Genomic DNA, 23905 nt, shown 5'->3' with positions numbered 1-23905 from the left:
AGGCATGAGCGAAAACCAAACGTACGACTCCAATAACATCAAGGTCCTGAAGGGCCTGGATGCCGTACGCAAGCGACCTGGTATGTACATCGGCGATACCGACGATGGCAGTGGTCTGCACCATATGGTCTTCGAGGTGGTCGACAACTCGATTGACGAAGCGCTCGCCGGCCATTGCAGCGAGATCACCATCACCATCCACCCGGATGAGTCCATCAGCGTGCGTGACAACGGTCGTGGCATTCCGGTGGACATCCACAAGGATGAAGGGGTCTCTGCCGCCGAAGTGATCATGACCGTGCTGCATGCCGGCGGTAAGTTCGACGATAACAGCTACAAGGTCTCCGGCGGGCTGCACGGCGTGGGTGTCTCGGTGGTCAACGCGCTGTCCAAGGAACTAATCCTGACCATTCGCCGTCACGGCAAGATCTGGGAGCAGACCTATGTTCATGGCGTTCCCCAGGCACCGCTCGCGGCCGTGGGCGATACCGATGGCACCGGCACCCAGATCCACTTCCGCCCTTCGGAAGAAACCTTCCACAATATTCATTTCAGCTGGGACATCCTCGCCAAGCGCCTGCGCGAACTGTCCTTCCTCAACTCCGGCGTGGGCATCGTCCTCAAGGACGAGCGCACCGGCAAGGAGGAGTTGTTCAAGTACGAGGGTGGTCTGCGCGCCTTCGTCGAGTACCTGAACATCAACAAGTCCACCGTTAATCAGGTGTTCCACTTCAGCGTGCAGCGCGATGATGGGGTCGGTGTCGAAGTCGCCTTGCAGTGGAACGACAGCTTCAACGAGAACCTGTTGTGCTTCACCAACAACATTCCGCAGCGCGATGGCGGTACCCACCTGGCCGGCTTCCGCTCCGCGCTGACGCGTAACCTGAATGCCTATATCGAGCAGGAAGGCCTGGCCAAGAAGCACAAGATTTCCACCACCGGGGACGATGCCCGGGAAGGCCTCACCGCGATCATCTCGGTGAAGGTCCCGGACCCCAAGTTCAGTTCGCAGACCAAGGACAAGCTGGTCTCCTCCGAGGTGAAGACCGCGGTCGAGCAGGAAATGGGCAAGTACTTCTCCGAGTTCCTCCTGGAGAACCCCAACGAAGCCAAGGCCGTGGTCGGCAAGATGATCGACGCCGCCCGCGCCCGTGAGGCGGCGCGCAAGGCCCGCGAAATGACCCGTCGCAAGGGCGCCCTGGACATCGCCGGTCTGCCCGGCAAGCTGGCCGACTGCCAGGAAAAGGACCCGGCGCTCTCCGAACTCTACATAGTGGAGGGTGACTCCGCGGGCGGCTCGGCCAAGCAGGGGCGCAACCGCAAGACCCAGGCGATCCTGCCGCTCAAGGGCAAGATCCTCAACGTCGAGAAGGCGCGCTTCGACAAGATGATTTCCTCCCAGGAGGTCGGCACCCTGATCACCGCCCTGGGCTGTGGCATCGGCCGCGAGGAATACAACATCGACAAGCTGCGCTACCACAACATCATCATCATGACCGATGCTGACGTCGACGGTTCGCACATCCGCACCCTGCTCCTGACCTTCTTCTTCCGTCAGTTGCCGGAACTGGTCGAGCGTGGCTACATCTACATCGCCCAGCCGCCGCTGTACAAGGTCAAGCGGGGCAAGCAGGAGCAGTACATCAAGGACGACGAGGCCATGGAGGAATACATGACCCAGTCGGCCCTGGAGGACGCCAGCCTGCACGTCAACGAGAGCGCCCCCGGCCTGTCCGGCGAGGCCCTGGAGCGCCTGGTCAACGACTACCGCACCGTGATGAAGACCCTCAAGCGCCTCTCGCGCCTGTACCCGCTGGAACTGACCGAGCATTTCGTCTACCTGCCGGCAGTAAGCCTCGAGCAACTGGCCGACAAGGACGCCATGCAGGCCTGGCTGGAGCTGTTCGCCGCGCGCCTGAAGACCATGGAGAAATCCGGCCTGGTCTACAAGACCAGCCTGCGCGAAGACCACGAGCGCCACCTGTGGCTGCCGGAGGTCGAGCTGATCTCCCACGGCAACTCCAGCTATATCACCTTCAACCGTGACTTCTTCTCCAGCAACGACTACAAGACGGTCACCAGCCTGGGCGATCAGCTGAACAATCTGCTCGAGGAAGGCGCCTATGTGCAGCGTGGCGAGCGCAAGAAGCCGGTCAGCACCTTCAAGGACGCCCTGGGCTGGTTGATGACCGAGAGCACCAAGCGCCACAGCATTCAGCGCTACAAGGGGCTCGGCGAGATGAACCCGGACCAGCTGTGGGAAACCACCATGGATCCGGAAGTCCGGCGCATGCTCAAGGTGCGTATCGAAGACGCGATTGCCGCGGACCAGATCTTCAATACCCTGATGGGCGACGAAGTCGAACCGCGCCGCGACTTTATCGAGACCAACGCCCTGGCGGTGTCCAACCTCGACGTGTAGGCCTTATCACGGGGCATTAGTTGCCGTGCGATGAGTAGAAAACCCGGCCCAGAGCCGGGTTTTCTATTGCTCGGCAACGCTGTGTAGCACAAGGCATTGTGCCGAGAGCGCTTAACCGGACTCTAGCGATAGGCATGAGACGAGATCGGGTTGCCTGGGCCGATCTTCGTTGGTGCATATAGCGCCCGGAGCGTTTGCCGTCCGCCTGGAGGACTCGGGCAGATGAGATAGGCAGCTCCCTTGACCCCTATCTAGCCCGTGCGTCGTCATCCGAGATCAACGGCCTGCTCTGTCAGGCGCATGCTTAGCCGTGTGCCGTCGCAGGCTGCCGTCAGCACGCCGCCGCAACCAGGGTGTGAGAAGTTGACCCTTATGGGCGTTGCAGTTGGCCCTCGGCTTGTGCGGAGGGCAACACTTCAACCACTCTCAAGTCACTGCAGCCATGACACCAGCCCAATGCCGATTGCATGGTGACCCTGGTTTCGCCATCTAGATAAAAGCGGTACACCCAGCTGAGTGAGTCCCAGCGACTGAAATCGCAAGCGCTACATTCATGGGTGACAACAGTCATCGACATACAGCGCTTCCTTGAATCGAGCCCCGCGCGGCAGGCGCAGTTAGAGCTGCCGGATCACAGCGCGCAGCGGGTGTAACGTGCCGGATCGTGGCGTTAGCCCGACTGAATAGCCAATGGCTTACATGGACTGGCGGCGTTTGGCACTATCTCCCGACCCGGGTGGAGATTAATCTACACCCAATCCACTGAGCGAAGGACTCGCTCGGAATCAAGGATGATTGACCATCGCTAGGATGCGCCGACAGGATGTCGAATGGTCAGGAAAGAACCCGCCTCGGCGGGTTCTTTGTTTTTACGGATGAAGCTACCGGCCTTGTCGGCGCCTGCGTACTTGAGCTGCACCCGGGCAAAAAAAACCGGCCAAACTGGCCGGCTTTTCTATGCCTGGAAAACTTACCCACCAAAATCGAAAATTCGCCTGATCGAATAAAATTTATATAAATCAGCTTGTTACATAACAAGCTGGTGGTCGGTCGAGTTATTTACACACAGCTTATCCACATTTCGCTCAGGCGGACTCGACGGGCTCGCTTGGCGTCGCATCGGCGCTCAGGGCGCCGATCTCGCGCTGGGTCTGGGCGACCCAGGCGAAGGCGCGGTCATTCAGTTCGGCAATCGCCCGTGGCCCGCTCCCTTCTGCGTACATCAGCGGGCCGAATACCACCTGAATGGTGCCTGGCGTCTTGCTCCAGCCTTCCTTGGGCCAGAACTCGCCGGCGTTGTGCGCCACCGGCAGCACCGGCAGTCCGGCATTGACCGCCAGCGCCGCGCCGCCTCGCGAGAACTTGCCGATATGCCCCGTGGGAATACGCGTGCCTTCCGGGAAGATCAGCACCCAGGCGCCCTGCTGCAGGCGCTCGTGGCCCTGTTTGGCGAGCTGCTTGAGGGCTGCCTTGGGGTTGCTTCGGTCGATCGCAATGGGGCTGAGCATGGCCATCGCCCAGCCGAAGAACGGCACGCGAAGCAGCTCGCGCTTGACCACCTGGCTGAGCGGCTCGAACAAGGCCGAGAGGAAGAAGGTTTCCCAGGTGCTCTGGTGCTTGGCGAGGATCACGCACGGCTGCTGCGGGATGTGCTCGAGGCCTTTGACCTCATAGCGAATGCCCACCACCACCTTGGCCAGCCACACGGCGCAGCGGCACCAGGTCTGGTTGACGAAGCGGTAGCGCGCGCGGAACGGCAGGAAGGGCGCGACGAACATGCTGAGGATGCACCAGAAGCAAGCACTGGCAGACAGCAACAGGTAGAAAAGGACGGTTCTGATGGACTGCACTGTCGACATGGGAGCTCTTACCGTGGCAGGCCAGGCCTGCGTTATCTGAGGAGAAGCTGCGCGGCCACGGCCGGCAGATCATCGAATACCAGGGTACCCGCTGGCAGCGGCTTGGCGAGGGTCCGCTGACCCTTGCCGGTCTTGACCAGCACGGGCTGACAGTCGACGGCGCGGGCGGCGTCGAGGTCACCGCTGCTGTCGCCGACGAACCATACGCCGGCCAGCGACACCTGGTAATGCTCGGCAATGGTGCGCAGCATACCGGGCTTTGGCTTGCGGCAATCGCAGCCGTCGTCCGGACCGTGCGGGCAATGGACGACCAGGCCCAGCTCGCCGCCCTGCTCCGCCACCAGCTCGCGCAGCCGCGCATGCATGGCGTCCAGGGTCGCCAGGTCGTAATAGCCGCGGGCCAGACCGGACTGGTTGGTGGCCACGGCCACCGTCCAGCCGGCCTTGGACAGACTGGCGATCGCCTCAATGGCCCCGGGCAGGGGAATCCATTCCTCGAGGTTCTTGATGTAGGCGTCGGAGTCGTGATTGATGACGCCGTCGCGGTCGAGAATCAGCAGTTTCATATCGGTCGCTTCGAGCTGAGGAGCGCGGATTCCAGTCGGCAGACCCGTGGTCTGCCGACCGGCACCCTATTCCGTCTTGGCCGGGCTTCAGCCCAGCACGGAGATGTCGGCCACGCCGAGGAACAGCCCGCGCAGGCGTGCCAGCAGGGCGTAGCGGTTGGCCCGCACGGCCGTGTCGTCGGCATTCACCAGCACCGCCTCGAAGAAGCTGTCCACCGGTTCGCGCAGACTGGCCAGCTGCTCCAAGGCCTCGCGGTAGCAGCGCGCGGCGGCCATCGGCAGCACCGCCTGCTCCGCCTGCGCCACGGCCGCGGCCAGGGCCTGTTCGGCCGGCTCCTGCAGCAGCGCGGCGTCGACCTGGGCGGGAACCTGGCCGTCGAACTTGCTCAGCAGGTTCGACACGCGCTTGTTCGCCGCGGCCAGGGCCTCGGCCTCGCTGCGTGCGCGGAAGGCCTGGACCGCCTGCACGCGCTGATCGAAGTCCAGCGGCGCGCTGGGACTCAGGGCGCGCACCGACTGGTACACGGCCACGTCGACGCCTTCGTCTTCGTAGCGCGCGCGCAGGCGGTCGAAGACGAAGTCCTGCACCTGGACCGCCAGCCCCTCGGCCTTGACCTTGTCGCCGAACTGCTCGATAGCGACCGCCACGGCTTCGTTCAGATCCAGGTCCAGGCCCTTCTCGATGAGGATGCGCAGCACACCCAGGGCCGCTCGGCGCAGGGCGTAGGGGTCCTTGCTGCCGGTGGGCAGCATGCCGATGCCGAAGATGCCGACCAGGGTGTCGAGCTTGTCGGCCAGGGCCACCGCGGCGCCGGTCAGGGTGCTCGGCAACTCGGCGCCGGCGCCACGCGGCATGTATTGCTCGTTCAGCGCCAGGGCGACGTCTTCGGCCTCGCCGTCATGCTTGGCGTAGTAGTAGCCGGCAATGCCCTGCATCTCGGGAAACTCGCCGACCATCTCGCTGGCCAGGTCGCACTTGCAGAGGATACCGGCGCGCGCCGCGCGCTCGGCGTCGCCGCCGACCCGTTCGGCGATGAAGGCGGCGAGCGTCGATACCCGCTGGGCCTTCTCATAGACCGAACCGAGCTGGGCCTGGAACACCACGCCGGCCAGGCGCTGGTTGAAGTGCTCGAGCTTGTGCTTCTGGTCCTGCTTGAAGAAGAACTCGGCATCGGTCAGGCGCGGGCGCACGACCTTCTCGTTGCCGCTGATGATCTGCGCCGGGTCCTTGCTCTCGACGTTGGCCACGGTGATGAAGCGCGGCAGCAACTTGCCATTGGCGTCCAGCAGGCAGAAGTACTTCTGGTTGTCCTGCATGGTGGTGATCAGCGCCTCCTGGGGCACCTCGAGGAAGCGTTCCTCGAAGGCGCAGACCAGCGGCACCGGCCACTCGACCAGGGCGCTGACTTCATCGAGCAGGCCTGCCGGGACAATTGCCGTGCCCTGCTGCTCGGCAGCCAGCTCGGCAATTCGCTGGGCGATCAGTTCGCGACGCTCGGCGAAGTCGGCCAGCACGTAGGCGCTGCGCAGGTCTTCCAGGTAGGTGGCCGGCGTGCTGATGCGCACCTTGCTCGGGCTGTGGAAGCGATGGCCGCGGGACTCGCGGCCGGCCTTCTGGGCGAGGATCTCGCAGTCGATCACGTTGTCGCCAAACAGCATCACCAGCCACTGGGTCGGCCGCACGAACTCGTCGCGGCGCGCCGCCCAGCGCATGCGCTTGGGAATCGGCAGCTCGTTCAGCGAGGTTTCGACGATCGCCGGCAGCAGGGCGCTGGCCGGTTGCCCGGGAATGCGCTGGGTATAGCGCAGCTTGGGGCCGCTGCGGTCGATCTGTTCCAGCTCCACGCCGCACTTCTTGGCGAAGCCCAGGGCCGCCTGGGTCGGCTGCCCTTCGGCGTTGAAGGCGGCCTGCAGCGGCGGGCCGTCGAGGGTGTTGCTGCGATCGGGTTGCTGGCTCGCCAGCTGGTCGATCTGCACGGCCAGGCGGCGCGGCGCGGCGTAGAAGCGGCTGGCCTGGTAGTCCAGGCCGGCGGCCTTGAGGCCCTTCTCGATGCCGGCGAGGAAAGCCTCGCCGAGGCTCTTCAGGGCCTTCGGCGGCAGCTCTTCGGTGCCCAGTTCGACGAGGAAATCCAATGCACTCATTCTGCAGCCTCCAGCTTGGCCAGTACTTCGTCACGCAGTTCGGGGGTGGCCATGGGGAAGCCGAGTTTGCGTCGCGCCTGCAGGTAGCTCTGGGCCACGGCGCGGGCCAGGGTGCGCACGCGCAGGATGTAGCGCTGGCGCTCGGTCACCGAGATGGCGCGGCGGGCGTCGAGCAGGTTGAAGGTGTGCGAGGCCTTGAGCACCATCTCGTAGGTCGGCAGCGGCAGCTCCAGCTCGATCAGGCGGTTGGCTTCGCTCTCGTAGAAGTCGAACAGCTCGAACAGCTTGTCGACGTTGGCGTGCTCGAAGTTGTAGGTGGACTGCTCCACCTCGTTCTGATGGAACACGTCGCCGTAGGTGACCTTGCCGAACGGGCCGTCGGTCCACACCAGGTCGTACACCGAATCGACGCCCTGGATGTACATGGCCAGGCGCTCCAGGCCGTAGGTGATCTCGCCGGTCACCGGGTAGCACTCGATGCCGCCGACCTGCTGGAAGTAGGTGAACTGGGTGACTTCCATGCCGTTCAGCCAGATCTCCCAGCCCAGGCCCCAGGCGCCCAGGGTCGGCGATTCCCAGTTGTCCTCGACGAAGCGGATGTCGTGCACCAGCGGGTCGATGCCGATGGCCGCCAGCGAGCCCAGGTAGAGCTCCTGGAAGTTCTCCGGATTGGGCTTCAAAACCACCTGGAACTGGTAGTAATGCTGCAGGCGATTGGGGTTCTCGCCGTAGCGGCCGTCGGTGGGGCGGCGGCTGGGTTGCACGTAGGCGGCGTTCCAGGTTTCCGGGCCGACGGCGCGCAGGAAGGTGGCGGTGTGGAAGGTGCCGGCGCCCACTTCCATATCGTAGGGCTGCAGCACCACGCAGCCCTGCTCGGCCCAGTACTGCTGCAGGGTCAGGATCAGGTCTTGGAAGGTGCGCACGGCAGGCGTAGTCTGGCTCACGAAAAATTCACCTGTTGAGGCTGCGACAGAAAGGGCGGGAGTATACCCCAATCCTGGCGGCCTCCGCCGCCCGGGAAGGCCCTATGCCACGCTGCTTCTGGTGCACCGAAGACCCCCTCTACCAGGCCTATCACGACCAGGAATGGGGGGTGCCGCAACGCGATCCCCAGGCCCTGTTCGAGCTGTTGCTGCTGGAAGGCTTCCAGGCCGGCCTGTCGTGGATCACCGTGCTGAAGAAGCGCGCCCGCTACCGCCAGGTGCTGTTCGGTTTCGACGCCGAGCGCCTGGCGCAGCTGAGCGACGAGGAGATCGAGGCCCTGATGCAGGACCCGGGGATCATCCGCAACCGCCTCAAGCTCAGGGCCGTGCGGCAGAATGCCCAGGCCTGGCTGAGGCTGGAGGACCCGGTGGGGTTGCTCTGGTCCTTCGTCGGCGGCGCACCCAAGGTCAACCACTTCAGCGAGCGCAGTCAGGTGCCGGCCGTCACCGCCGAGGCCGAGGCCATGAGCCGGGCGCTGAAGAAGGCCGGCTTCACCTTCGTCGGTCCGACCATCTGCTACGCCTACATGCAGGCTGCCGGCATGGTCATGGACCACACCACCGACTGCGACCGCTACCCGGTGCTGATCGCCAATTAACCGCCTCGGTAGCGGAGCCCGGGCGGCATCGCCGCGCGGTCCCGCAGTTGCCGCCTGCCAGGCGCGCCGCCGCCTGGTTACAATAGGCGCTTTGCAATTTTCGGGAGTTGCCTGTGGAGAAGCTCAAAGGAGCGTTGGTGGTGGGCTTTCTGCACCTGCTGGCTCTGTTGCCCTGGCGCGCCGTGCAAGGCCTGGGCGCCGCCATCGGCTGGCTGATGTGGAAGCTGCCCAACGGCTCGCGCGATGTCGCCAGCATCAACCTGAGCAAGTGCTTTCCCGAGCTGGATGCGGCGGCCCATCAGCGCCTGTTGCGCGACACCCTGGCGGACATCGGCAAGACCCTCACCGAAAGCGCCTGCGCCTGGGTCTGGCCGGCGCACAGGTCGCTGGCCCTGGTGCGCGAGGTCGAGGGCCTGGAGGTGCTGCAGCAGGCCCTGGCGTCCGGCAAGGGCGTGGTCGGCATCACCAGTCACCTGGGCAACTGGGAAGTGCTCAACCATTTCTACTGCGCGCAGTGCAAGCCGGTCATCTTCTACCGCCCGCCCAAGCTCAAGGCGGTGGACGAGCTGCTGGCCCGGCAGCGGGCGCAGATGGGCAACCGCGTGGCGCCCTCGACCAAGGAGGGCATCCTCAGTGTCATCAAGGAGGTGCGCCGCGGCGGTGCCGTGGGTATTCCCGCCGATCCGGAGCCGAGCCGGTCTTCCGGTGTATTCGTGCCCTTCTGCGGCGTGCCGACCCTGACCAGCAGGTTCGTGCCCGGCATGCTCGCCGGCGGCAAGGCCCGGGGCGTGTTCCTGCATGCGCTGCGCCTGGACGATGGCAGCGGCTACAAGGTCATCTTCGAGGCCGCGCCCGAAGGCATGTACAGCGAGAACGTCGAGGAAGGCGTGGCCGCCATGAGCGCGGTGATCGAGCGCTACGTGCGCGCCTATCCGAGCCAGTACATGTGGAGCATGAAGCGCTTCAAGAAGCGCCCGGACGGCGAGGCGAAGTGGTACTAGCCGCCATCCCATGGCGCCGGAGGAAATCGACCCACGATGGCGGTTTTTCTGCCGGCGCCACTGGGCGTGGCCGGCAACTTGCGCTATTAACCTTAGGACCCATGCCAAGGATCGCCGCACCCATGTCCAACCAGCGCCAACACATCCGTACGTCGATGAAATGCCGGATCAAGATCTGTCACCCGAGCTTCGGCGAGCTGGTGGCGCAGACCCGCGATCTCTCCGATGGAGGGGTCTACGTCAAGCACCCGCAACTGGCCAGTCTGGAGGCCGGCACCCGGGTCACCGGACAGGTCCAGGACCTGCCGATCGAGGCGCCGGTGCTGCAGATGGAAGTGATGCGCGTGGACAGCGAGGGCGTGGGCCTGCGTTTCGTCGAGGACTGAGGCTCAGTCCTGCGGCGCCTGGCGCTGCAGGCGCTTGAGAAACACCGTCATCTCCTTTTCCGCCTGCTTGTCGCCGTGGCTCTGGGCCGCGGCGATGCCCTGCTGCCAGGCGTGCTCGGCGGCCGCCCGGTCACCCAGTTCCAGGTGCGCCTTGCCCAACAGCTTCCAGGCCGCCGAATAGTTCGCATCGAATTCCACGCAGCGCTGGAAGTGCTCGGCGGCGCGGGCGAACTCTCCCGCATCCAGGTAGCCCTTGCCCAGGCCGAAGCGCAGCAGGGCGTTGTCCATGCCTTGCGCGAGCATTTTTTCCAGGGATTCCAGCATGGTGACTCCTGTTTGCAGGTGGACCGAGGACCACGCAAGCGGTGGCTCTTAGAAAAAGGTTAGTCCGACCTGGAACAGGCTTTCGGCGTCGCGGATGTATTTCTTGTCGACCAGGAACAGGATCACGTGGTCGCCGGACTCGATCACCGTGTCGTCGTGGGCGATCAGCACCTCTTCGTCGCGGATGATCGCGCCGATGGTGGTGCCCGGCGGCAGGGCGATCTCCTCGATCGCGCGACCGACCACCTTGCTCGACTTGGCATCGCCATGGGCGATCGCCTCGATGGCCTCCGCTGCGCCGCGGCGCAGCGAATGCACGCTCTCGATATCGCCGCGGCGCACGTGGGTCAGCAGGGTGCCGATGGTGGCCAGCTGCGGGCTGATGGCGATGTCGATCTCGCCGCCCTGGACCAGGTCGACGTAGGCCGGGTTGTTGATGATGGTCATCACCTTGCGCGCGCCGAGGCGCTTGGCCAGCAGCGAGGACATGATGTTGGCCTCGTCGTCGTTGGTCAGGGCGAGGAAGATGTCGGCATCGTTGATGTTCTCCTCCACTAGCAGGTCTCGGTCCGAGGCGCTGCCCTGCAGCACGATGGTGCTGTCCAGGCTCTCCGACAGGTAACGGCAGCGGGCCGGGTTCATCTCGATGATCTTCACCTGGTAGCGGCTCTCGATGGCCTCGGCCAGGCGCTCGCCGATATGCCCGCCGCCGGCGATCACCACCCGCTTGTAGCTGTTCTCCAGACGGCGCATCTCGCTCATCACCGCGCGGATGTGGGCCTTGGCGGCGATGAAGAACACCTCGTCGTCGGCCTCGATCACCGTGTCGCCCTTGGGCATGATCGGCCGGTTGCGGCGGAAGATCGCCGCCACCCGGGTGTCCACGTTGGGCATGTGTTCGCGCAGCTGGCGCAGCTGCTGACCGACCAGTGGCCCGCCATAGTAGGCCTTGACCGCCACCAGCTGGGCCTTGCCCTCGGCGAAGTCGATCACCTGCAGGGCGCCGGGGTATTCGATCAGGCGCTTGATGTAGTTGGTCACCACCTGTTCCGGGCTGATCAGCACGTCGACCGGGATCGACTCGTTGTTGAACAGGCCGCTGCGCGACAGGTAGGCGGCCTCGCGCACCCGGGCGATCTTGGTCGGGGTGTGGAACAGGGTGTAGGCCACCTGGCAGGCGATCATGTTGACTTCGTCGCTGTTGGTCACCGCCACCAGCATGTCGGCGTCTTCCGCCCCGGCCTGGCGCAGCACCGCGGGAAAGGAGCCGCGGCCCTGCACGGTGCGAATGTCCAGGCGGTCGCCGAGCTGACGCAGGCGGTCGCTGTCGGTGTCCACCACGGTGATGTCGTTGGCCTCGCTGGCCAGGTGTTCGGCCAGGGTGCCACCGACCTGGCCGGCGCCGAGAATGATGATCTTCATCCGCTCTGTTCCTCAGCCGCGATCGGCGGCGATCTTGATCAGCTTGGCATAGTAGAAACCGTCATGACCCTCTGCCTGGGCGAGCAGCTGGCGGCCATGGGGTTGTTTCAGGCCGAATGGCCCGGCGATATCCAGCTCGCGGGCACCGGGCGTGCGGGCGAGAAAGCCGGCGATCACCTCGGTGTTCTCCGTGGGCAGCGTCGAGCAGGTGGCGTAGAGCAGGATGCCGCCGACCGCCAGGGTCGGCCACAGCGCGTCCAGCAGCTCGCCCTGCAGCTGCGCCAGGGCAGGGATGTCCTCGGCCTGGCGGGTCAGCTTGATGTCCGGATGGCGGCGAATCACCCCGGTGGCCGAACAGGGGGCATCCAGCAGGATGCGCTGGAAGGCCTGGCCATCCCACCAGGCATCGACCGCGCGCGCATCGGCGGCGATCAGTTCGGCCTGCAGGCTGAGCCGGGCGAGGTTCTCGCGCACCCGCACCAGGCGCTTCTCTTCCAGGTCCACCGCCACCACCGCGGCCAGCTGCGGCTGGGCCTCGAGCAGGTGGCAGGTCTTGCCGCCCGGGGCGCAACAGGCGTCCAGCACGCGCTGGCCGGGGGCCAGTTCGAGCAATTCTGCGGCCAGCTGGGCGGCTTCGTCCTGCACGCTGACCCGGCCCTCGGCGAAGCCCGGAAGGCCGGTCACGTCGCAGGCCTGCAGCAGGCGGATACCGTCCTGACTGAAGGCGCAGGGCTCGGCTTCGACCCCCGCCGCGCGCAATTCGGCCAGGTAGTCATCGCGGCTGCCGTGGCGCCGGTTGACCCGCAGGATCAGCGGCGGGTGGGCGTTGTTGGCCGCGCAGATGGCTTCCCAGTGTTCCGGCCAGTGGGCCTTGAGGGCTTTCTGCAACCAGCGCGGGTGGGCGGTGCGCACCACCGGATCGCGTTCCAGCTCGGCCAGCAGCTGTTCGCCCTCGCGCTGGGCGCGGCGCAGCACGGCATTGAGCAGGCCCTTGAGCGAAGACTTCTTCAGCTTGTCGACGCAGGCCACCGTCTCGCCAATTGCCGCATGGGGCGGAATCCGCGTGTAGAACAGCTGGTACAGGCCGATCAGCAGCAGCGCCTCGACATCGCGATCGGCGGCCTTGAAGGGCTTCTGCAGCAGCTTCTCGGCCAGCAGGGCCAGGCGCGGCTGCCAGCGGGCGGTGCCGAATGCCAGGTCCTGGGTCAGGCCGCGGTCGCGCGGCTCGACCCGGTCCAGCTGCTGCGGCAGGCTGCTGCCCAGGGAGGCCTTGCCGTTGAGCACGGCGGCCAGGGCGCGGGCGGCGGCCAGGCGCGGGTTCATGCCCCGGCCCTCATCACAGCAGCACCTTGCCGGGGGCGAACTGCTCGCGCCGGCTGTTGTACAGGTCGGCGAAGGCCAGGGCCTTGCCGCCCGGCAGCTGCAGGCGGGTCAGGCGCAGGGCGCCCTCGCCGCAGGCGACCGTCAGGCCGTCCCTGTCGGCGGCGAGCACCTGCCCCGCTGCGCCCTGCCCGTCTGCCAGCTTTGCGGCGAGCACCTTGAGCGGCGCACCATCGAGGGTGCTGTGGCAGATCGGCCAGGGATTGAAGGCGCGGATCAGGCGTTCCAGCTCCTCTGCCGGACGCGTCCAGTCGAGGCGCGCCTCGTCCTTGTTCAGCTTGTGCGCGTAGGTGGCCAGGCCATCGTCCTGCACCTCGCCAATCAGGGTGCCGGCGGCCAGGCCGTCGATGGCCTCGATCACCGCGCGGGGGCCGAGGGCGGCGAGGCGGTCGTGCAGGCTGCCGCCGCTGTCGTCCACGCCGATCGGGGTGCTGACCTTGAGCAGCATCGGCCCGGTATCCAGACCGGCTTCCATCTGCATCACGGTCACCCCGCTCTCGCCGTCGCCGGCCTCGATGGCGCGCTGGATCGGCGCCGCGCCGCGCCAGCGCGGCAGCAGCGAGGCATGGCTGTTGATGCAGCCCAGGCGCGGCGTGTCGAGCACCACCTGGGGCAGGATCAGGCCGTAGGCCACCACCACCATCAGGTCGGGCTCGAGCGCGGCCAGCTCGGCCTGGGCCGCCGGGTCGCGCAGCGTCAGCGGCTGGTAGACGGGAATATCGTGCTGCAGTGCCAGCTGCTTGACCGGACTGGGCGTGAGCTTCTGCCCACGGCCGGCCGGGCGGTCCGGCTGGCTGTAGACCGCGATGATCTGGTGGCGGGTGTCGAGCAGGGCCTTGAGGTGCTCGGCGGCGAATTCCGGGGTACCGGCGAAGACGATGCGCAGTGCTTCAGTCATGGGGTCTCGCTAAAGAAAAAGGCTTGCCGCAGCAAGCCTTTATACAGGTGGAGGCTCACGCCCGCTGGCGATGTTGCTTTTCCAGTTTCTTCTTGATGCGGTCACGCTTGAGGGTAGACAGGTAGTCGACGAACAGCTTGCCGTTGAGGTGGTCGCATTCGTGCTGGATGCACACCGCCAGCAGGCCTTCGGCGATCAGCTCATAGGGCTGGCCGTCGCGGTCCAGCGCCTTGATCCTGACCTTCTGCGGGCGGTCGACGTTCTCGTAGAAGCCCGGCACCGACAGGCAGCCTTCCTGATACTGGTCCATCTCGTCGGTCAGCGGCTCGAACTCGGGGTTGATGAAGACCCGCGGCTCGGACTTGTCTTCGGACAGGTCCATCACCACCACGCGCTTGTGCACGTTGACCTGGGTCGCGGCGAGGCCGATGCCCGGAGCTTCGTACATGGTTTCGAACATGTCGTCGATCAGCTGACGCAGGGCGTCGTCGACCACATCCACCGGCTTGGCGATGGTGCGCAGGCGCGGATCGGGAAATTCGAGGATGTTTAGGATCGCCATATGCGTTTGTGATGCACTTGTGGAATAAAGTCAAAATCCGCTGCTAAGATGATGAGCAGCATTGAAAAACGGCTTCAAGCCGCTGTTTCACTGGGTTTCAGTCGCGGCGCTAGGGCGCTCCACGTGAAGACACATGATAAAGGGATTCACTGTATGAGGAAATCACTACTCGCCCTGCTGCTGCTGGCCGCAGGTGGCTTGGCCCAGGCGGAAGTGCAACTCAAGGAGGGCCACCCCGACCGCTACACCGTGGTCAAAGGCGATACCCTCTGGGATATTTCCGGTCGATTCCTCAGTCAGCCGTGGAAATGGCCGGAGATCTGGCACGCCAACCCGCAGGTGGAAAACCCTCATCTGATCTACCCCGGCGACGAGCTCAGCCTGGTCTACGTCGACGGTCAGCCGCGCCTGATGCTCAACCGCGGCGAGTCGCGCGGTACCATCAAGCTGTCGCCGAAGGTGCGCGTCACGCCGATGGCCGAAGCCATTCCGACCATTCCGCTGGAGGCGATCAACAGCTTCCTGCTGAGCAACCGCATCGTCGATAACCCGGAACAGTTCCAGAGCGCGCCCTATGTGGTCGCCGGCAACGCCGAGCGCGTGGTCAGCGGCGCCGGCGATCGCGTCTATGCCCGTGGCCAGTTCGACGAGCACGCCCCGGTGTACGGCATCTTCCGCCAGGGCAAGACCTATATCGATCCGGAGACCCAGGAATTCCTCGGGATCAACGCCGACGACATCGGCGGCGGTGAGATCGTCGCCGAGGAAGGCGACATCGGCACCATGACCCTGACCCGCTCGACCCAGGAAGTGCGCCTCGGCGACCGCCTGTTCCCCACCGAGGAGCGGGCGATCAACTCCACCTTTATGCCGAGCGAGCCGTCCCGCGAAGTTCGCGGCCTGATTCTCGACGTGCCGCGTGGCGTCACCCAGATCGGTCAGTTCGATGTGGTTACCCTGAACAAGGGCGCCCGCGACGGCCTGGAAGTGGGCAACGTGTTGGCCGTGTACAAGACCGGCGAAACCGTGCGCGACCGGGTGACCGGCGAATCGGTGAAGATTCCCGATGAGCGCGCCGGCCTGCTGATGGTGTTCCGCACCTACGACAAGCTCAGTTATGGTCTGGTCCTTGGCGCCACCCGCCAGCTCGCGGTGCTGGACAAGGTCCGCAACCCGTAACGCCGAAAGCCCCGCACTCGCGGGGCTTTTTTCTGCCTGCCATTTTCCTGCCGCCTGAGCGGCGCGACCGATCAAGGATGATCAATATGTCGCAGCGCATCAGCCATTGCCGTTCCCCCGCCGAACTCGAAGCCCGCTTGCGCCTGCATTGCCTGCCGGAGCTCGGCCCGCGGCGTTTTCGCAAGCTGCTGGCGGCTTTCGGGACGGCCTCGGCCGCCCTCAGTGCGCCGGCCAGCGCCTGGCGGGCCCTGAGCCTGCCGGCGGCCAGCGCCGAGGCGCGGCGCAGCAGCGAGGTGCGTGAACGGGCCGGCGCCGCCCTGGCCTGGTTGGAGAGCCAGGACCAACACCTGCTGATGTGGGACGATCCGGCCTATCCGGGGTTGCTCGCCGAACTGAGCGATGCACCGCCGCTGCTGTTCGTCGCCGGCGATCCCGGTCTGCTCGAGCAGCCGCAGCTGGCTATGGTCGGCAGCCGTCGCGCCTCGCGCCCCGGCCTGGATACCGCACAGGGCTTTGCCCGCAGCCTGGCCGCCGGCGGTTTCGTGATCACCAGCGGCCTGGCCCTGGGGATCGACGGCGCGGCCCATCAGGGGGCGCTGGATGTCGGCGGCAAGACCGTCGCGGTGCTCGGCACCGGCCTCGAGCAGATGTACCCGGCACGCCACGCCAGACTGGCGGCGGCGATAATCGAGGGCGGCGGTGCGCTGGTCTCCGAGCTGCCGCTGGACTGCCCGCCCCAGGCCGGCAACTTTCCCCGGCGCAACCGCATCATCAGCGGCCTGTCCCTCGGCGTGCTGGTGGTCGAAGCCAGCCCCTCCAGCGGCTCGCTGATCACCGCCCGCCTGGCCGCTGAGCAGGGCCGCGAGGTCTATGCGATCCCCGGCTCCATCCATCACCCGGGGGCGCGCGGCTGTCACCAGCTGATCCGCGAAGGCGCCACCCTGGTGGAAAGCATCGAGCACATCCTCGAGGCCCTGCGCGGCTGGCAGGCCGTGCCTGCGCTCGCGGCCGCACCGGTGGCGCAGCCGGCTCATCCGCTGCTCGACCTGCTGCACGCGGCGCCGCACAGCAGCGAAGCGCTGGCCGCGGCCAGTGGCTGGCCGTTGTCCAAGGTGCTGGCGGCGCTGACCGAGCTGGAGCTGGAGGGACGCATCGCTTGCGAAGGGGGGCGCTGGATCGGCCGCGCCGGCTGAGGTGCGCGCAGGGTTGCGCAGGGGACGGCAGGCGTGGATACACTGCCTCCAAGTGGATCGGTGGAGGGCAGTGGATGACCAGCGACTGGCAGGTGCAGCAGGCGGCGCGGGTGGTGAGCCAGGGCGGGCTGATCGCCTACCCGACCGAGGCGGTGTGGGGCCTGGGTTGCGATCCTTGGGACGAATTGGCGGTGGCGCGCCTGCTGGCCCTCAAGCAGCGGCCGATGGACAAGGGCCTGATCCTGGTGGCCGATTGCATCGAGCAGTTCGATTTCCTCCTCGAGGACCTGCCGGACGTCTGGCAGGAACGCCTGGCCAGCAGCTGGCCGGGACCGAACACCTGGCTGGTGCCGCACCAGCAGCGCCTGCCGGAGTGGATCACGGGGCGCCATTCCAGCGTGGCCCTGCGGGTCAGCGATCATCCCCTGGTGCGCCGGCTCTGCGCCCTCACCGGCCCGCTGGTGTCGACCTCGGCCAACCCGAGCGGTCGCCCGGCGGCACGCAGCCGCCTGCGGGTCGAGCAGTATTTCCCGCGGCAGCTGGACCAGGTGCTCGGCGGCGCCCTCGGCGGGCGCAGCAATCCCAGCCTGATCCGTGACCTGCGCAGTGGCGAGGTGATCCGCCCGTCCTGAAGGTTTCCGCTTGCGTAGGGCGGGTCAGCAGCGCATTGCCACGAAATCGACAGTTGTGCGGTGTGTGGGCGCTGCGTAACCCACCATTCAGGCGCCGCAGATGGCCATGGTGGGTTACGGCGCGGCAGGCATTTGACTGTGCCGGTGAAACCAGTTGGGGCGCCTAACCCACCCTACGGATTCACGGCAGCAGAATGGTCGAACCGGTGGTCTGCCGCGCGCTCAGGGCGGCTTGCGCCTGCGCGGCGTCCTTGAGCGCGTGGCGGCTGCTGATCTCCACCTTGAGCTGGCCGCTGGTGATCATGGCGAACAGCTCGTCGGCCATCGCCTGTAGCCGCTCCGGGGTATCGGCATAGCCGGCCAGGGTCGGGCGGGTGACGTACAGCGAGCCCTTCTGCGCCAGGATGCCCAGGTTGACCCCGGTGACCGCGCCGGAGGCGTTGCCGAAGCTGACCAGCAGGCCGCGCGGGGCGACGCAGTCCAGCGAGGTCTCCCAGGTGTCCTTGCCGACGCCGTCGTAGACCACCGGGCACTTCTGCCCGTCGGTCAGCTCCAGCACCCGCTGTGCGACGTTCTCGTGGCTGTAGTCGATGGTCGCCCAGGCGCCCTGCTCCATCGCCCGCGCGGCCTTCTGCGGCGAACTGACGGTGCCGATCAGCTTGACCCCCAGGGCCTTGGCCCACTGGCAGGCGAATGAGCCGACGCCGCCGGCGGCGGCATGGAACAGGATGGTTTCGCCGCCCTGCAGGGCGAAGGTCTGGCGCAGCAGGTACTGCACCGTGAGGCCCTTGAGCATGACGGCGGCGGCCTGCTCGAAGCTGATCGCCTCCGGCAGCCTGACCAGCTTGCTGGCCGGCAGCACGTGCAGCTCGCTGTAGGCGCCGAGCGGGCCGGTGGCGTAGGCCACGCGGTCGCCGACCTGGAACTGGCTGACCCCCTCGCCCACCGCCTCGACGATGCCGGCGCCCTCGGTGCCCAGGCCGGACGGCAGCGCCGGTGGCGGATACAGGCCGCTGCGGTAGTAGGTGTCGATGAAGTTCAGGCCGATCGCCTGGTTCTGCACCCGCACCTCGTGGGGGCCGGGCGCGGCTGGCTGGTAGTCGCCGTACTCGAGGACTTCGGGGCCGCCGTGGCGGCTGAACTGGATTCGCTTGGCCATATCAGGCTCCTGTGCATAAGGGGATCGCGCAACCCGAGCATGATGCCGCCGGGCGCTGGCGTGGGCACCTATCCAATCGTCCCTATTGACCGGCGTCAACTGCGGGGCCCCGGTGGCAAATGCTATGCTGCCCGCCGATTTCGCCGACAGCGCCGCGCGTTGCCGGCCTGACTCGTTTTTCAAGGTGCCGCCGTGAGTGACCGTACTGAGGCCGTGAAGGCCTATCTGCTCGACCTGCAAGACCGTATCTGCGCAGCCCTGCAAGCCGAAGACGGCAGCGCCGACTTCATCGAGGACGCCTGGCAGCGCCCCGCTGGCGGCGGTGGCCGCACGCGGGTGCTGGAGAACGGCGCGCTGATCGAGAAGGGCGGGGTGAACTTCTCCCACGTCTACGGCAGCGGCCTGCCGCCCTCGGCCAGCGCCCATCGCCCGGAGCTGGCCGGGCGCGGCTTCGAGGCGCTCGGCGTGTCCCTGGTGATCCATCCGCACAATCCGCATATCCCCACCTCCCACGCCAACGTGCGCTTCTTCATCGCCGAGAAAGAGGGCGAGGAGGCGGTCTGGTGGTTCGGCGGCGGCTTCGACCTGACCCCCTACTACGCCAACGAGGAAGACTGCGTGCACTGGCACCGGGTCGCCCAGGCCGCCTGCGCGCCCTTCGGCGAGGGTGTCTACCCGCGTTACAAGGCCTGGTGCGACCGTTACTTCCACATCAAGCACCGCGACGAACCGCGAGGTATCGGCGGGTTGTTCTTCGATGACCTGAACGAATGGGACTTCGACACCAGCTTCGCCTTTATGCGCGCCATCGGCGATGCCTATCTGGAGGCCTACCTGCCGATCGTGCAGCGGCGCAAGAGCACCCCCTTTAGCCAACGCCAGCGCGAGTTCCAGGCGTTCCGCCGTGGCCGCTACGTCGAGTTCAATCTGGTCTACGACCGCGGCACCCTGTTCGGCCTGCAGTCGGGCGGGCGCACCGAGTCGATTCTCATGTCGCTGCCGCCCCAGGTGCGCTGGGGCTATGACTGGAAGGCCGAGCCGGGCAGCGAGGAGGAACGCCTGACCGCGTACTTCCTGCAGGACCGCGACTGGCTGCAGCTGGGAGCGAGCTGATGGACCGCTACGGTGTATTCGGCAACCCCATCGGCCACAGCAAGTCGCCGCTGATCCACCGTCTGTTCGCCGCCCAGACCGGCCAGCAGCTGAGCTACGAGGCGCTGCTGGCGCCGCTGGACGACTTCGCCGGCTTCGCCCGGGCCTTCTTCGTCGAAGGCAGGGGCGCCAACGTCACGGTGCCGTTCAAGGAGCAGGCGTTCCAGCTGGCCGACGCGCTGAGCGACCGGGCGCGCCGGGCCGGTGCGGTCAACACCCTGATGAAGCGCGACGACGGCAGTCTGCTCGGCGACAACACCGACGGCGCCGGGCTGGTGCGCGACCTGACCGTCAACGCCGGCTGCGAACTGCGCGGCAAGCGCATCCTCTTGCTCGGCGCCGGCGGCGCGGTGCGCGGCGTGCTCGAGCCGCTGCTGGCGCAGCAGCCGGCGGTGCTGGTGATCGCCAACCGCACGGTGGCCAAGGCCGAGCAACTGGCCAGCGAGTTCGCCGACCTGGGACCGCTGGTGGCCAGCGGCTTCGACTGGCTCGACGCGCCGGTCGACCTGATCATCAACGGCACCTCGGCCAGCCTGGCCGGCGAGTTGCCGCCGATCGCGCCGAGCCTGATCGCCCCCGGCCATACGCTTTGCTACGACATGATGTACGCTAGGCAGGCCACCGCCTTCAACCGCTGGGCCGCCGAGCACGGCGCCGCGCGGACCCTGGATGGCCTGGGCATGCTGGTGGAACAGGCCGCCGAGGCCTTCTGCCTGTGGCGCGGCGTGCGCCCGGACAGCGCGCCGGTGCTCGCCGAGCTGCGTCGCCAGCTGCAGCTAGCCTGAATCGTAGGGTGCGCCCCGCGCACCGAAGTGGTGGTACCGGTGACAGGGCTGGCGCCGGTTCTGGTGCGCATGGCGCACCCTACGCCTTAGCGCTCGACGCGCACCGGGCAGTGCTGGCCTCTTCCAGCTTGTGGATTTCCTCGATCACCTGGGGCCACGCGCGGCACCGTGTGGACGTTGGGTCGATTCCGTAGGGTGCGCCGCGCGCACCGAAGCGGTGGTACGGGCGCCCGGGCTGGCGCCGGCTCTGGTGCGCATGGCGCACCCTACGACTTAGTCCTCGACGCGCACCGGGCAGTGCTTGGCCTCTTCCAGCTTGTGGATTTTCTCGATCACCTGGGGCCACGCGCGGCACCGTGCGGCCGCTGGCCTGACTCCGTAGGGTGCGCCGCGCGCACCGAAGCGGTGGTACGGTTGGCAGGGCTGGCGTCGGTCTGGTGCGCATGGCGCACCCTACGACTTAGTCCTCGACGCGCACCGGGCAGCGCTCGGCCTCTTCCTGCTTGTGGATTTCCTCGATCACCTGGGGCCGCGCGCGGCACCGTGCGGCCGCTGGCCTTACTCCGTAGGGTGCGCCCCGCGCACCGAAGCAGTGGTACGGGTGGCAGGGCTGGCGCCGGCTCTGGTGCCATGGCGCACCCTACGCTTTAGTCCTCGAACAGCACCGGGCAGCGCTCGGCGCCTTCCAGCTTGTGGATTTCCTCGATCACCTGGGGCCGCGCCCGGCGCATGATCAGGAAGCGGTTCTGCGCCTTTAGGCGGCGCGCCTCCTGATGGAGCATCTCCACCCCGGCATAGTCGATGAAGTTGACGTGGTGGGCGTCGATGACCACGCGCCCTTTTCGGGTGCGCTGTAGCAGCTGCTGCAGGTAGTGGCAGGCGCCGAAGAAGATCGAGCCCTCGACCCGCAGCAGTTCCTCCTCGTCCTCCTGCCACATCTTCACCCGCGGCTGCGAGGTGCGCTTGAGGTAGAAGAACAGCGAGGCCAGCACTCCGGCGTAGATCGCCGTCTGCAGCTCCAGCAGCAGGGTCGCCAGCAGGGTCAGGGCCATCACCAGGAACTCGGCGCGGCTGACCCGGTAAAGCGCGCGCACCCCGGCGACGTCGATCAGTCCCCAGCAGATCAGCAGGATGCCGGCGGCCATGCACGGCAGCGGGATCAGCGCGATCAGCCGCGCACCGAAAAAGGCGAACAGCGCCACCAGCAGCGCCGAGCACACCCCGGCCAGGGGCGAGCGGGCGCCGGCCTGCAGGTTCAGCGCCGAGCGGGTGAAGGAGCCGGCCGACAGGTAGCCGCTGAACCAGGGGCCGACCAGGTTGGACAGGCCCTGGGCACGTACCTCCTGGTTGGCATCGAGGAACTGCTGGGACTTGCCGGCCAGGGCGCGGGCGATCGACAGGCTGGTGACCAGGCCGAGCATGCCGCAGGCCACCGCCGCCGGCAGCAGCTGCAGCAGGCTGGAGAGCTCCAGGCGCAGCGGGCTGAATGGTGGCAGGCTGCCCTCGAAGGCGCTGACCAGGGCGATGCCGGCGGTCAGCCGCTGCGGCAGCAGCAGCACCAGCAGGCTGCCGGCCACCAGGCCCAGCAGCAGGGCCGGCGCCCGCGGCCACAGCCGGCGGATCAGCAGGCTGACGCCGAGGGTGAACAGGGCCAGGGCCAGGGCCCGCCAGTCGCTGTCGAGCAGGTGTTCGCCGAGGTTGAGCAGGGTGGCCAGGGCCGTGCTCTGGCCCGGCACCTCGATGCCCAGCAGGTTGGGCAGCTGGCCCAGGGCGATCACCACTGCGGCGCCGAGGGTGAAGCCGAGCACCACCGAATGGGAGACGAAGTTGACCAGGGCGCCGAAGCGCAGCAGGCCGAGCAGCCACTGGAACAGCCCGGCGACGAAGGTCAGCAGCAGCACCCGGGCGATGAACTCCTCGCTGCCCGGGGCGGCGAAGGGGCTGACGCTGGTGAAGATGACGATGGAGATCGCCGCGGTCGGCCCGCAGATCAGGTGCCAGGACGAGCCCCACAGGCAGGCGATGATCACCGGCACGATGGCCGCGTACAGGCCGTATTCGGCCGGCAGGCCGGCGATCAGGGCGTAGGCGATGGACTGTGGCAGGGCCAGGATGGCGCCGCTGAGGCCGACCAGCAGGTCGTTGCCGAGGCTGCGGCGGCTGGTGTTGGGCAGCCATCTGAGGAAGGGCAGCAGGGTCTGGCGGCTGGGTAACGGCATGGGTGTGGTTCTTTGCGAGGGTGGGCTGCGGCCCACCACGTGCGACAAGGGTAGGCCGAAGCCTACCCTACGCCAAGTCTACCGAGCGCTTTAGAGGCGCGCCTGCACCGCGGCCAGCGCGTCGCCGCCGTCGCGGGTGGTCACCCCTTGCAGCCAGCCGTCGAGCACCGCCGGGTTGGCCTTGAGCCAGGCCTTGATGGCCTCGGCGTTGCTCGCCTGCTTGCTCAGCACCTGGTTCATGATGCTGTTCTCCATCTCCTGGGTGAAGGCGAGGTTGCTCAGCAGCTTGCCGACGTTCGGGCACTGGCTGGCGTAGTCCTTGCGGGCCAGGGTGTTGACGCTGCCGCTCTCGCCGAAGTACTTCTCGCCGCCGCGCAGGTACTGCATCTCGTAGTTGACGTTCATCGGGTGCGGGGTCCAGCCGAGAAACACCACGAACTCGTTGCGCTTCACCGCCCGGCCGACTTGCACCAGCATGGCCTGCTCGCTGGATTCCACCAGCTTCCAGTCGCCCAGGCCGAATTCGTCGGCTTCGATCATCTGGCGGATCGACTCGTTGGCCGGCGAGCCGGAGGCGATGCCGTAGAGCTTGTGGCCGAACTTCTCGGCGTGCTTGTCCAGGTCGGCGAAGGTCTTCACGCCGGCCTCGTAGGCGTAGCTCGGCACGGCCAGGGTGTACTCGGTGCCGTCCAGGTTCTGCGCCAGCTTGGCCACCTCGCCACTGGCGACGAACTTGTCGTAGTTGCTCTGCTGGGCCGGCATCCAGTTGCCGAGGAAGGCGTCGACCTGGCCCTTCTGCAGGCCGGCGAAGATGATCGGCACCGCCAGGGTCTGGCTCTGCGCCTTGTAGCCGAGGCCCTCGAGCAGGAAGCTGGCGATGCCGTTGGTCACCGCGATATCGCTCCAGCCCGGGTCGCCGAGCTTCACCGTGGCGCACTTGGCGTCTTCGGCCTGGACCTGCAGGGCGGCGCTGGCCAGGAGCAGGGCGCCGGCCAGGGTGGTGGTCTTCTTCATGGTTCTTCTCCGCATGTTCGCTGTTCGT

Annotated in this window: 21 protein-coding genes; 9 read left to right on the top strand and 12 right to left on the bottom strand. The window is 66.8% G+C overall.

The window, feature by feature from the left end; genetic code table 11:
* The first annotated feature begins 4 nt into the window (after nucleotides 1–4).
* Entirely contained in the window at nucleotides 5–2422 is a 2418-nt protein-coding gene (gene gyrB / locus LPB260_RS05210; protein ID WP_208707648.1) for a DNA topoisomerase (ATP-hydrolyzing) subunit B, read from the top strand.
* 1085 nt (nucleotides 2423–3507) lie between these two features.
* On the opposite strand, the gene LPB260_RS05205 is transcribed toward gyrB, so the two are convergent.
* The 4 genes from LPB260_RS05205 to glyQ form a co-directional block, all read right to left on the bottom strand.
* Complete coding sequence (locus LPB260_RS05205) at nucleotides 3508–4281, bottom strand: 1-acyl-sn-glycerol-3-phosphate acyltransferase (RefSeq protein WP_208707647.1); 774 nt, start codon at nucleotides 4279–4281, stop codon at nucleotides 3508–3510.
* 32 nt (nucleotides 4282–4313) lie between these two features.
* Nucleotides 4314–4847: a D-glycero-beta-D-manno-heptose 1,7-bisphosphate 7-phosphatase gene (gene gmhB, locus LPB260_RS05200; RefSeq protein WP_208707646.1), complete on the bottom strand. Its 534-nt coding sequence runs from the start codon at nucleotides 4845–4847 to the stop codon at nucleotides 4314–4316.
* Nucleotides 4848–4934: 87 nt separating this feature from the next.
* On the bottom strand, nucleotides 4935–6989 hold the full coding sequence (glyS, locus tag LPB260_RS05195; protein WP_208707645.1) for a glycine--tRNA ligase subunit beta: 2055 nt from the start codon (nucleotides 6987–6989) through the stop codon (nucleotides 4935–4937).
* Entirely contained in the window at nucleotides 6986–7933 is a 948-nt protein-coding gene (gene glyQ, locus LPB260_RS05190; RefSeq protein ID WP_208707644.1) for a glycine--tRNA ligase subunit alpha, read from the bottom strand. The genes glyS and glyQ overlap by 4 nt, the downstream gene beginning before the upstream one ends.
* 83 nt (nucleotides 7934–8016) lie before the next feature.
* Between glyQ and LPB260_RS05185 the strand changes: the two genes are divergently transcribed.
* The 3 genes from LPB260_RS05185 (at nucleotide 8017) to LPB260_RS05175 (ending at nucleotide 9958) form a co-directional block, all read left to right on the top strand.
* Nucleotides 8017–8571 carry a DNA-3-methyladenine glycosylase I gene (locus LPB260_RS05185; protein WP_208707643.1) on the top strand — a complete coding sequence of 185 codons (555 nt, stop codon included), beginning with the start codon at nucleotides 8017–8019 and terminating at the stop codon, nucleotides 8569–8571.
* A 113-nt stretch (nucleotides 8572–8684) separates the two neighbouring features.
* The gene (locus LPB260_RS05180; RefSeq protein WP_208707642.1) at nucleotides 8685–9572 is read left to right on the top strand and encodes a lysophospholipid acyltransferase; all 888 of its coding nucleotides are present in this window, start codon (nucleotides 8685–8687) and stop codon (nucleotides 9570–9572) included.
* A gap of 122 nt (nucleotides 9573–9694) precedes the next feature.
* The gene (locus LPB260_RS05175) at nucleotides 9695–9958 is read left to right on the top strand and encodes a PilZ domain-containing protein (RefSeq protein ID WP_208707641.1); all 264 of its coding nucleotides are present in this window, start codon (nucleotides 9695–9697) and stop codon (nucleotides 9956–9958) included.
* 3 nt (nucleotides 9959–9961) lie between these two features.
* Here the strand turns inward: LPB260_RS05175 and LPB260_RS05170 are convergent, their stop codons facing one another.
* From LPB260_RS05170 to def, 5 genes are read right to left on the bottom strand one after another with little or no spacing between them, the layout of a single operon-like run.
* The gene (locus LPB260_RS05170; RefSeq protein ID WP_208707640.1) at nucleotides 9962–10282 is read right to left on the bottom strand and encodes a tetratricopeptide repeat protein; all 321 of its coding nucleotides are present in this window, start codon (nucleotides 10280–10282) and stop codon (nucleotides 9962–9964) included.
* Nucleotides 10283–10330: 48 nt separating this feature from the next.
* Nucleotides 10331–11704 carry a Trk system potassium transporter TrkA gene (gene trkA / locus LPB260_RS05165; protein ID WP_208707639.1) on the bottom strand — a complete coding sequence of 458 codons (1374 nt, stop codon included), beginning with the start codon at nucleotides 11702–11704 and terminating at the stop codon, nucleotides 10331–10333.
* A 12-nt stretch (nucleotides 11705–11716) separates the two neighbouring features.
* The gene (gene rsmB, locus LPB260_RS05160) at nucleotides 11717–13027 is read right to left on the bottom strand and encodes a 16S rRNA (cytosine(967)-C(5))-methyltransferase RsmB (RefSeq protein ID WP_208707638.1); all 1311 of its coding nucleotides are present in this window, start codon (nucleotides 13025–13027) and stop codon (nucleotides 11717–11719) included.
* A gap of 13 nt (nucleotides 13028–13040) precedes the next feature.
* Nucleotides 13041–13982, bottom strand: a complete 942-nt coding sequence (gene fmt / locus LPB260_RS05155) for a methionyl-tRNA formyltransferase (RefSeq protein WP_208707637.1) — start codon at nucleotides 13980–13982, stop codon at nucleotides 13041–13043.
* Between the two features lie 55 nt (nucleotides 13983–14037).
* A complete protein-coding gene (gene def / locus LPB260_RS05150) occupies nucleotides 14038–14544 on the bottom strand; it encodes a peptide deformylase (RefSeq protein ID WP_208707636.1) in 507 nt (168 codons plus the stop codon).
* Nucleotides 14545–14697: 153 nt separating this feature from the next.
* Between def and LPB260_RS05145 the strand changes: the two genes are divergently transcribed.
* The 3 genes from LPB260_RS05145 (at nucleotide 14698) to LPB260_RS05135 (ending at nucleotide 17548) form a co-directional block, all read left to right on the top strand.
* Nucleotides 14698–15723, top strand: a complete 1026-nt coding sequence (locus LPB260_RS05145) for a LysM peptidoglycan-binding domain-containing protein (protein WP_208707635.1) — start codon at nucleotides 14698–14700, stop codon at nucleotides 15721–15723.
* Nucleotides 15724–15809: 86 nt separating this feature from the next.
* Complete coding sequence (dprA, locus tag LPB260_RS05140; RefSeq protein ID WP_208707634.1) at nucleotides 15810–16916, top strand: DNA-processing protein DprA; 1107 nt, start codon at nucleotides 15810–15812, stop codon at nucleotides 16914–16916.
* A gap of 74 nt (nucleotides 16917–16990) precedes the next feature.
* Nucleotides 16991–17548: an L-threonylcarbamoyladenylate synthase gene (locus LPB260_RS05135; protein ID WP_208707633.1), complete on the top strand. Its 558-nt coding sequence runs from the start codon at nucleotides 16991–16993 to the stop codon at nucleotides 17546–17548.
* Nucleotides 17549–17729: 181 nt separating this feature from the next.
* Here the strand turns inward: LPB260_RS05135 and LPB260_RS05130 are convergent, their stop codons facing one another.
* Entirely contained in the window at nucleotides 17730–18707 is a 978-nt protein-coding gene (locus LPB260_RS05130; RefSeq protein ID WP_208707632.1) for an NADPH:quinone reductase, read from the bottom strand.
* Between the two features lie 192 nt (nucleotides 18708–18899).
* Here LPB260_RS05130 and hemF point away from each other — a divergent pair, with 192 nt between their 5' ends.
* Both hemF and aroE read left to right on the top strand, forming a co-directional pair.
* Complete coding sequence (gene hemF / locus LPB260_RS05125; protein ID WP_208707631.1) at nucleotides 18900–19820, top strand: oxygen-dependent coproporphyrinogen oxidase; 921 nt, start codon at nucleotides 18900–18902, stop codon at nucleotides 19818–19820.
* Nucleotides 19820–20644: a shikimate dehydrogenase gene (aroE, locus tag LPB260_RS05120; protein WP_208707630.1), complete on the top strand. Its 825-nt coding sequence runs from the start codon at nucleotides 19820–19822 to the stop codon at nucleotides 20642–20644. Before hemF ends, aroE begins: the two co-directional genes overlap by 1 nt.
* Before the next feature lie 647 nt (nucleotides 20645–21291).
* Here aroE and LPB260_RS05115 read toward each other — a convergent pair.
* The gene (locus tag LPB260_RS05115) at nucleotides 21292–22863 is read right to left on the bottom strand and encodes a SulP family inorganic anion transporter (protein ID WP_208707629.1); all 1572 of its coding nucleotides are present in this window, start codon (nucleotides 22861–22863) and stop codon (nucleotides 21292–21294) included.
* Nucleotides 22864–22953: 90 nt separating this feature from the next.
* Entirely contained in the window at nucleotides 22954–23877 is a 924-nt protein-coding gene (gene choX, locus LPB260_RS05110; RefSeq protein ID WP_208707628.1) for a choline ABC transporter substrate-binding protein, read from the bottom strand.
* Nucleotides 23878–23905: the final 28 nt, after the last annotated feature.

This window comes from Pseudomonas sp. LPB0260 (assembly GCF_013388395.1).
The sequence above is the reverse complement of the archived record's forward strand: the minus strand, read 5'-3'. Positions and strand labels throughout refer to the sequence as shown.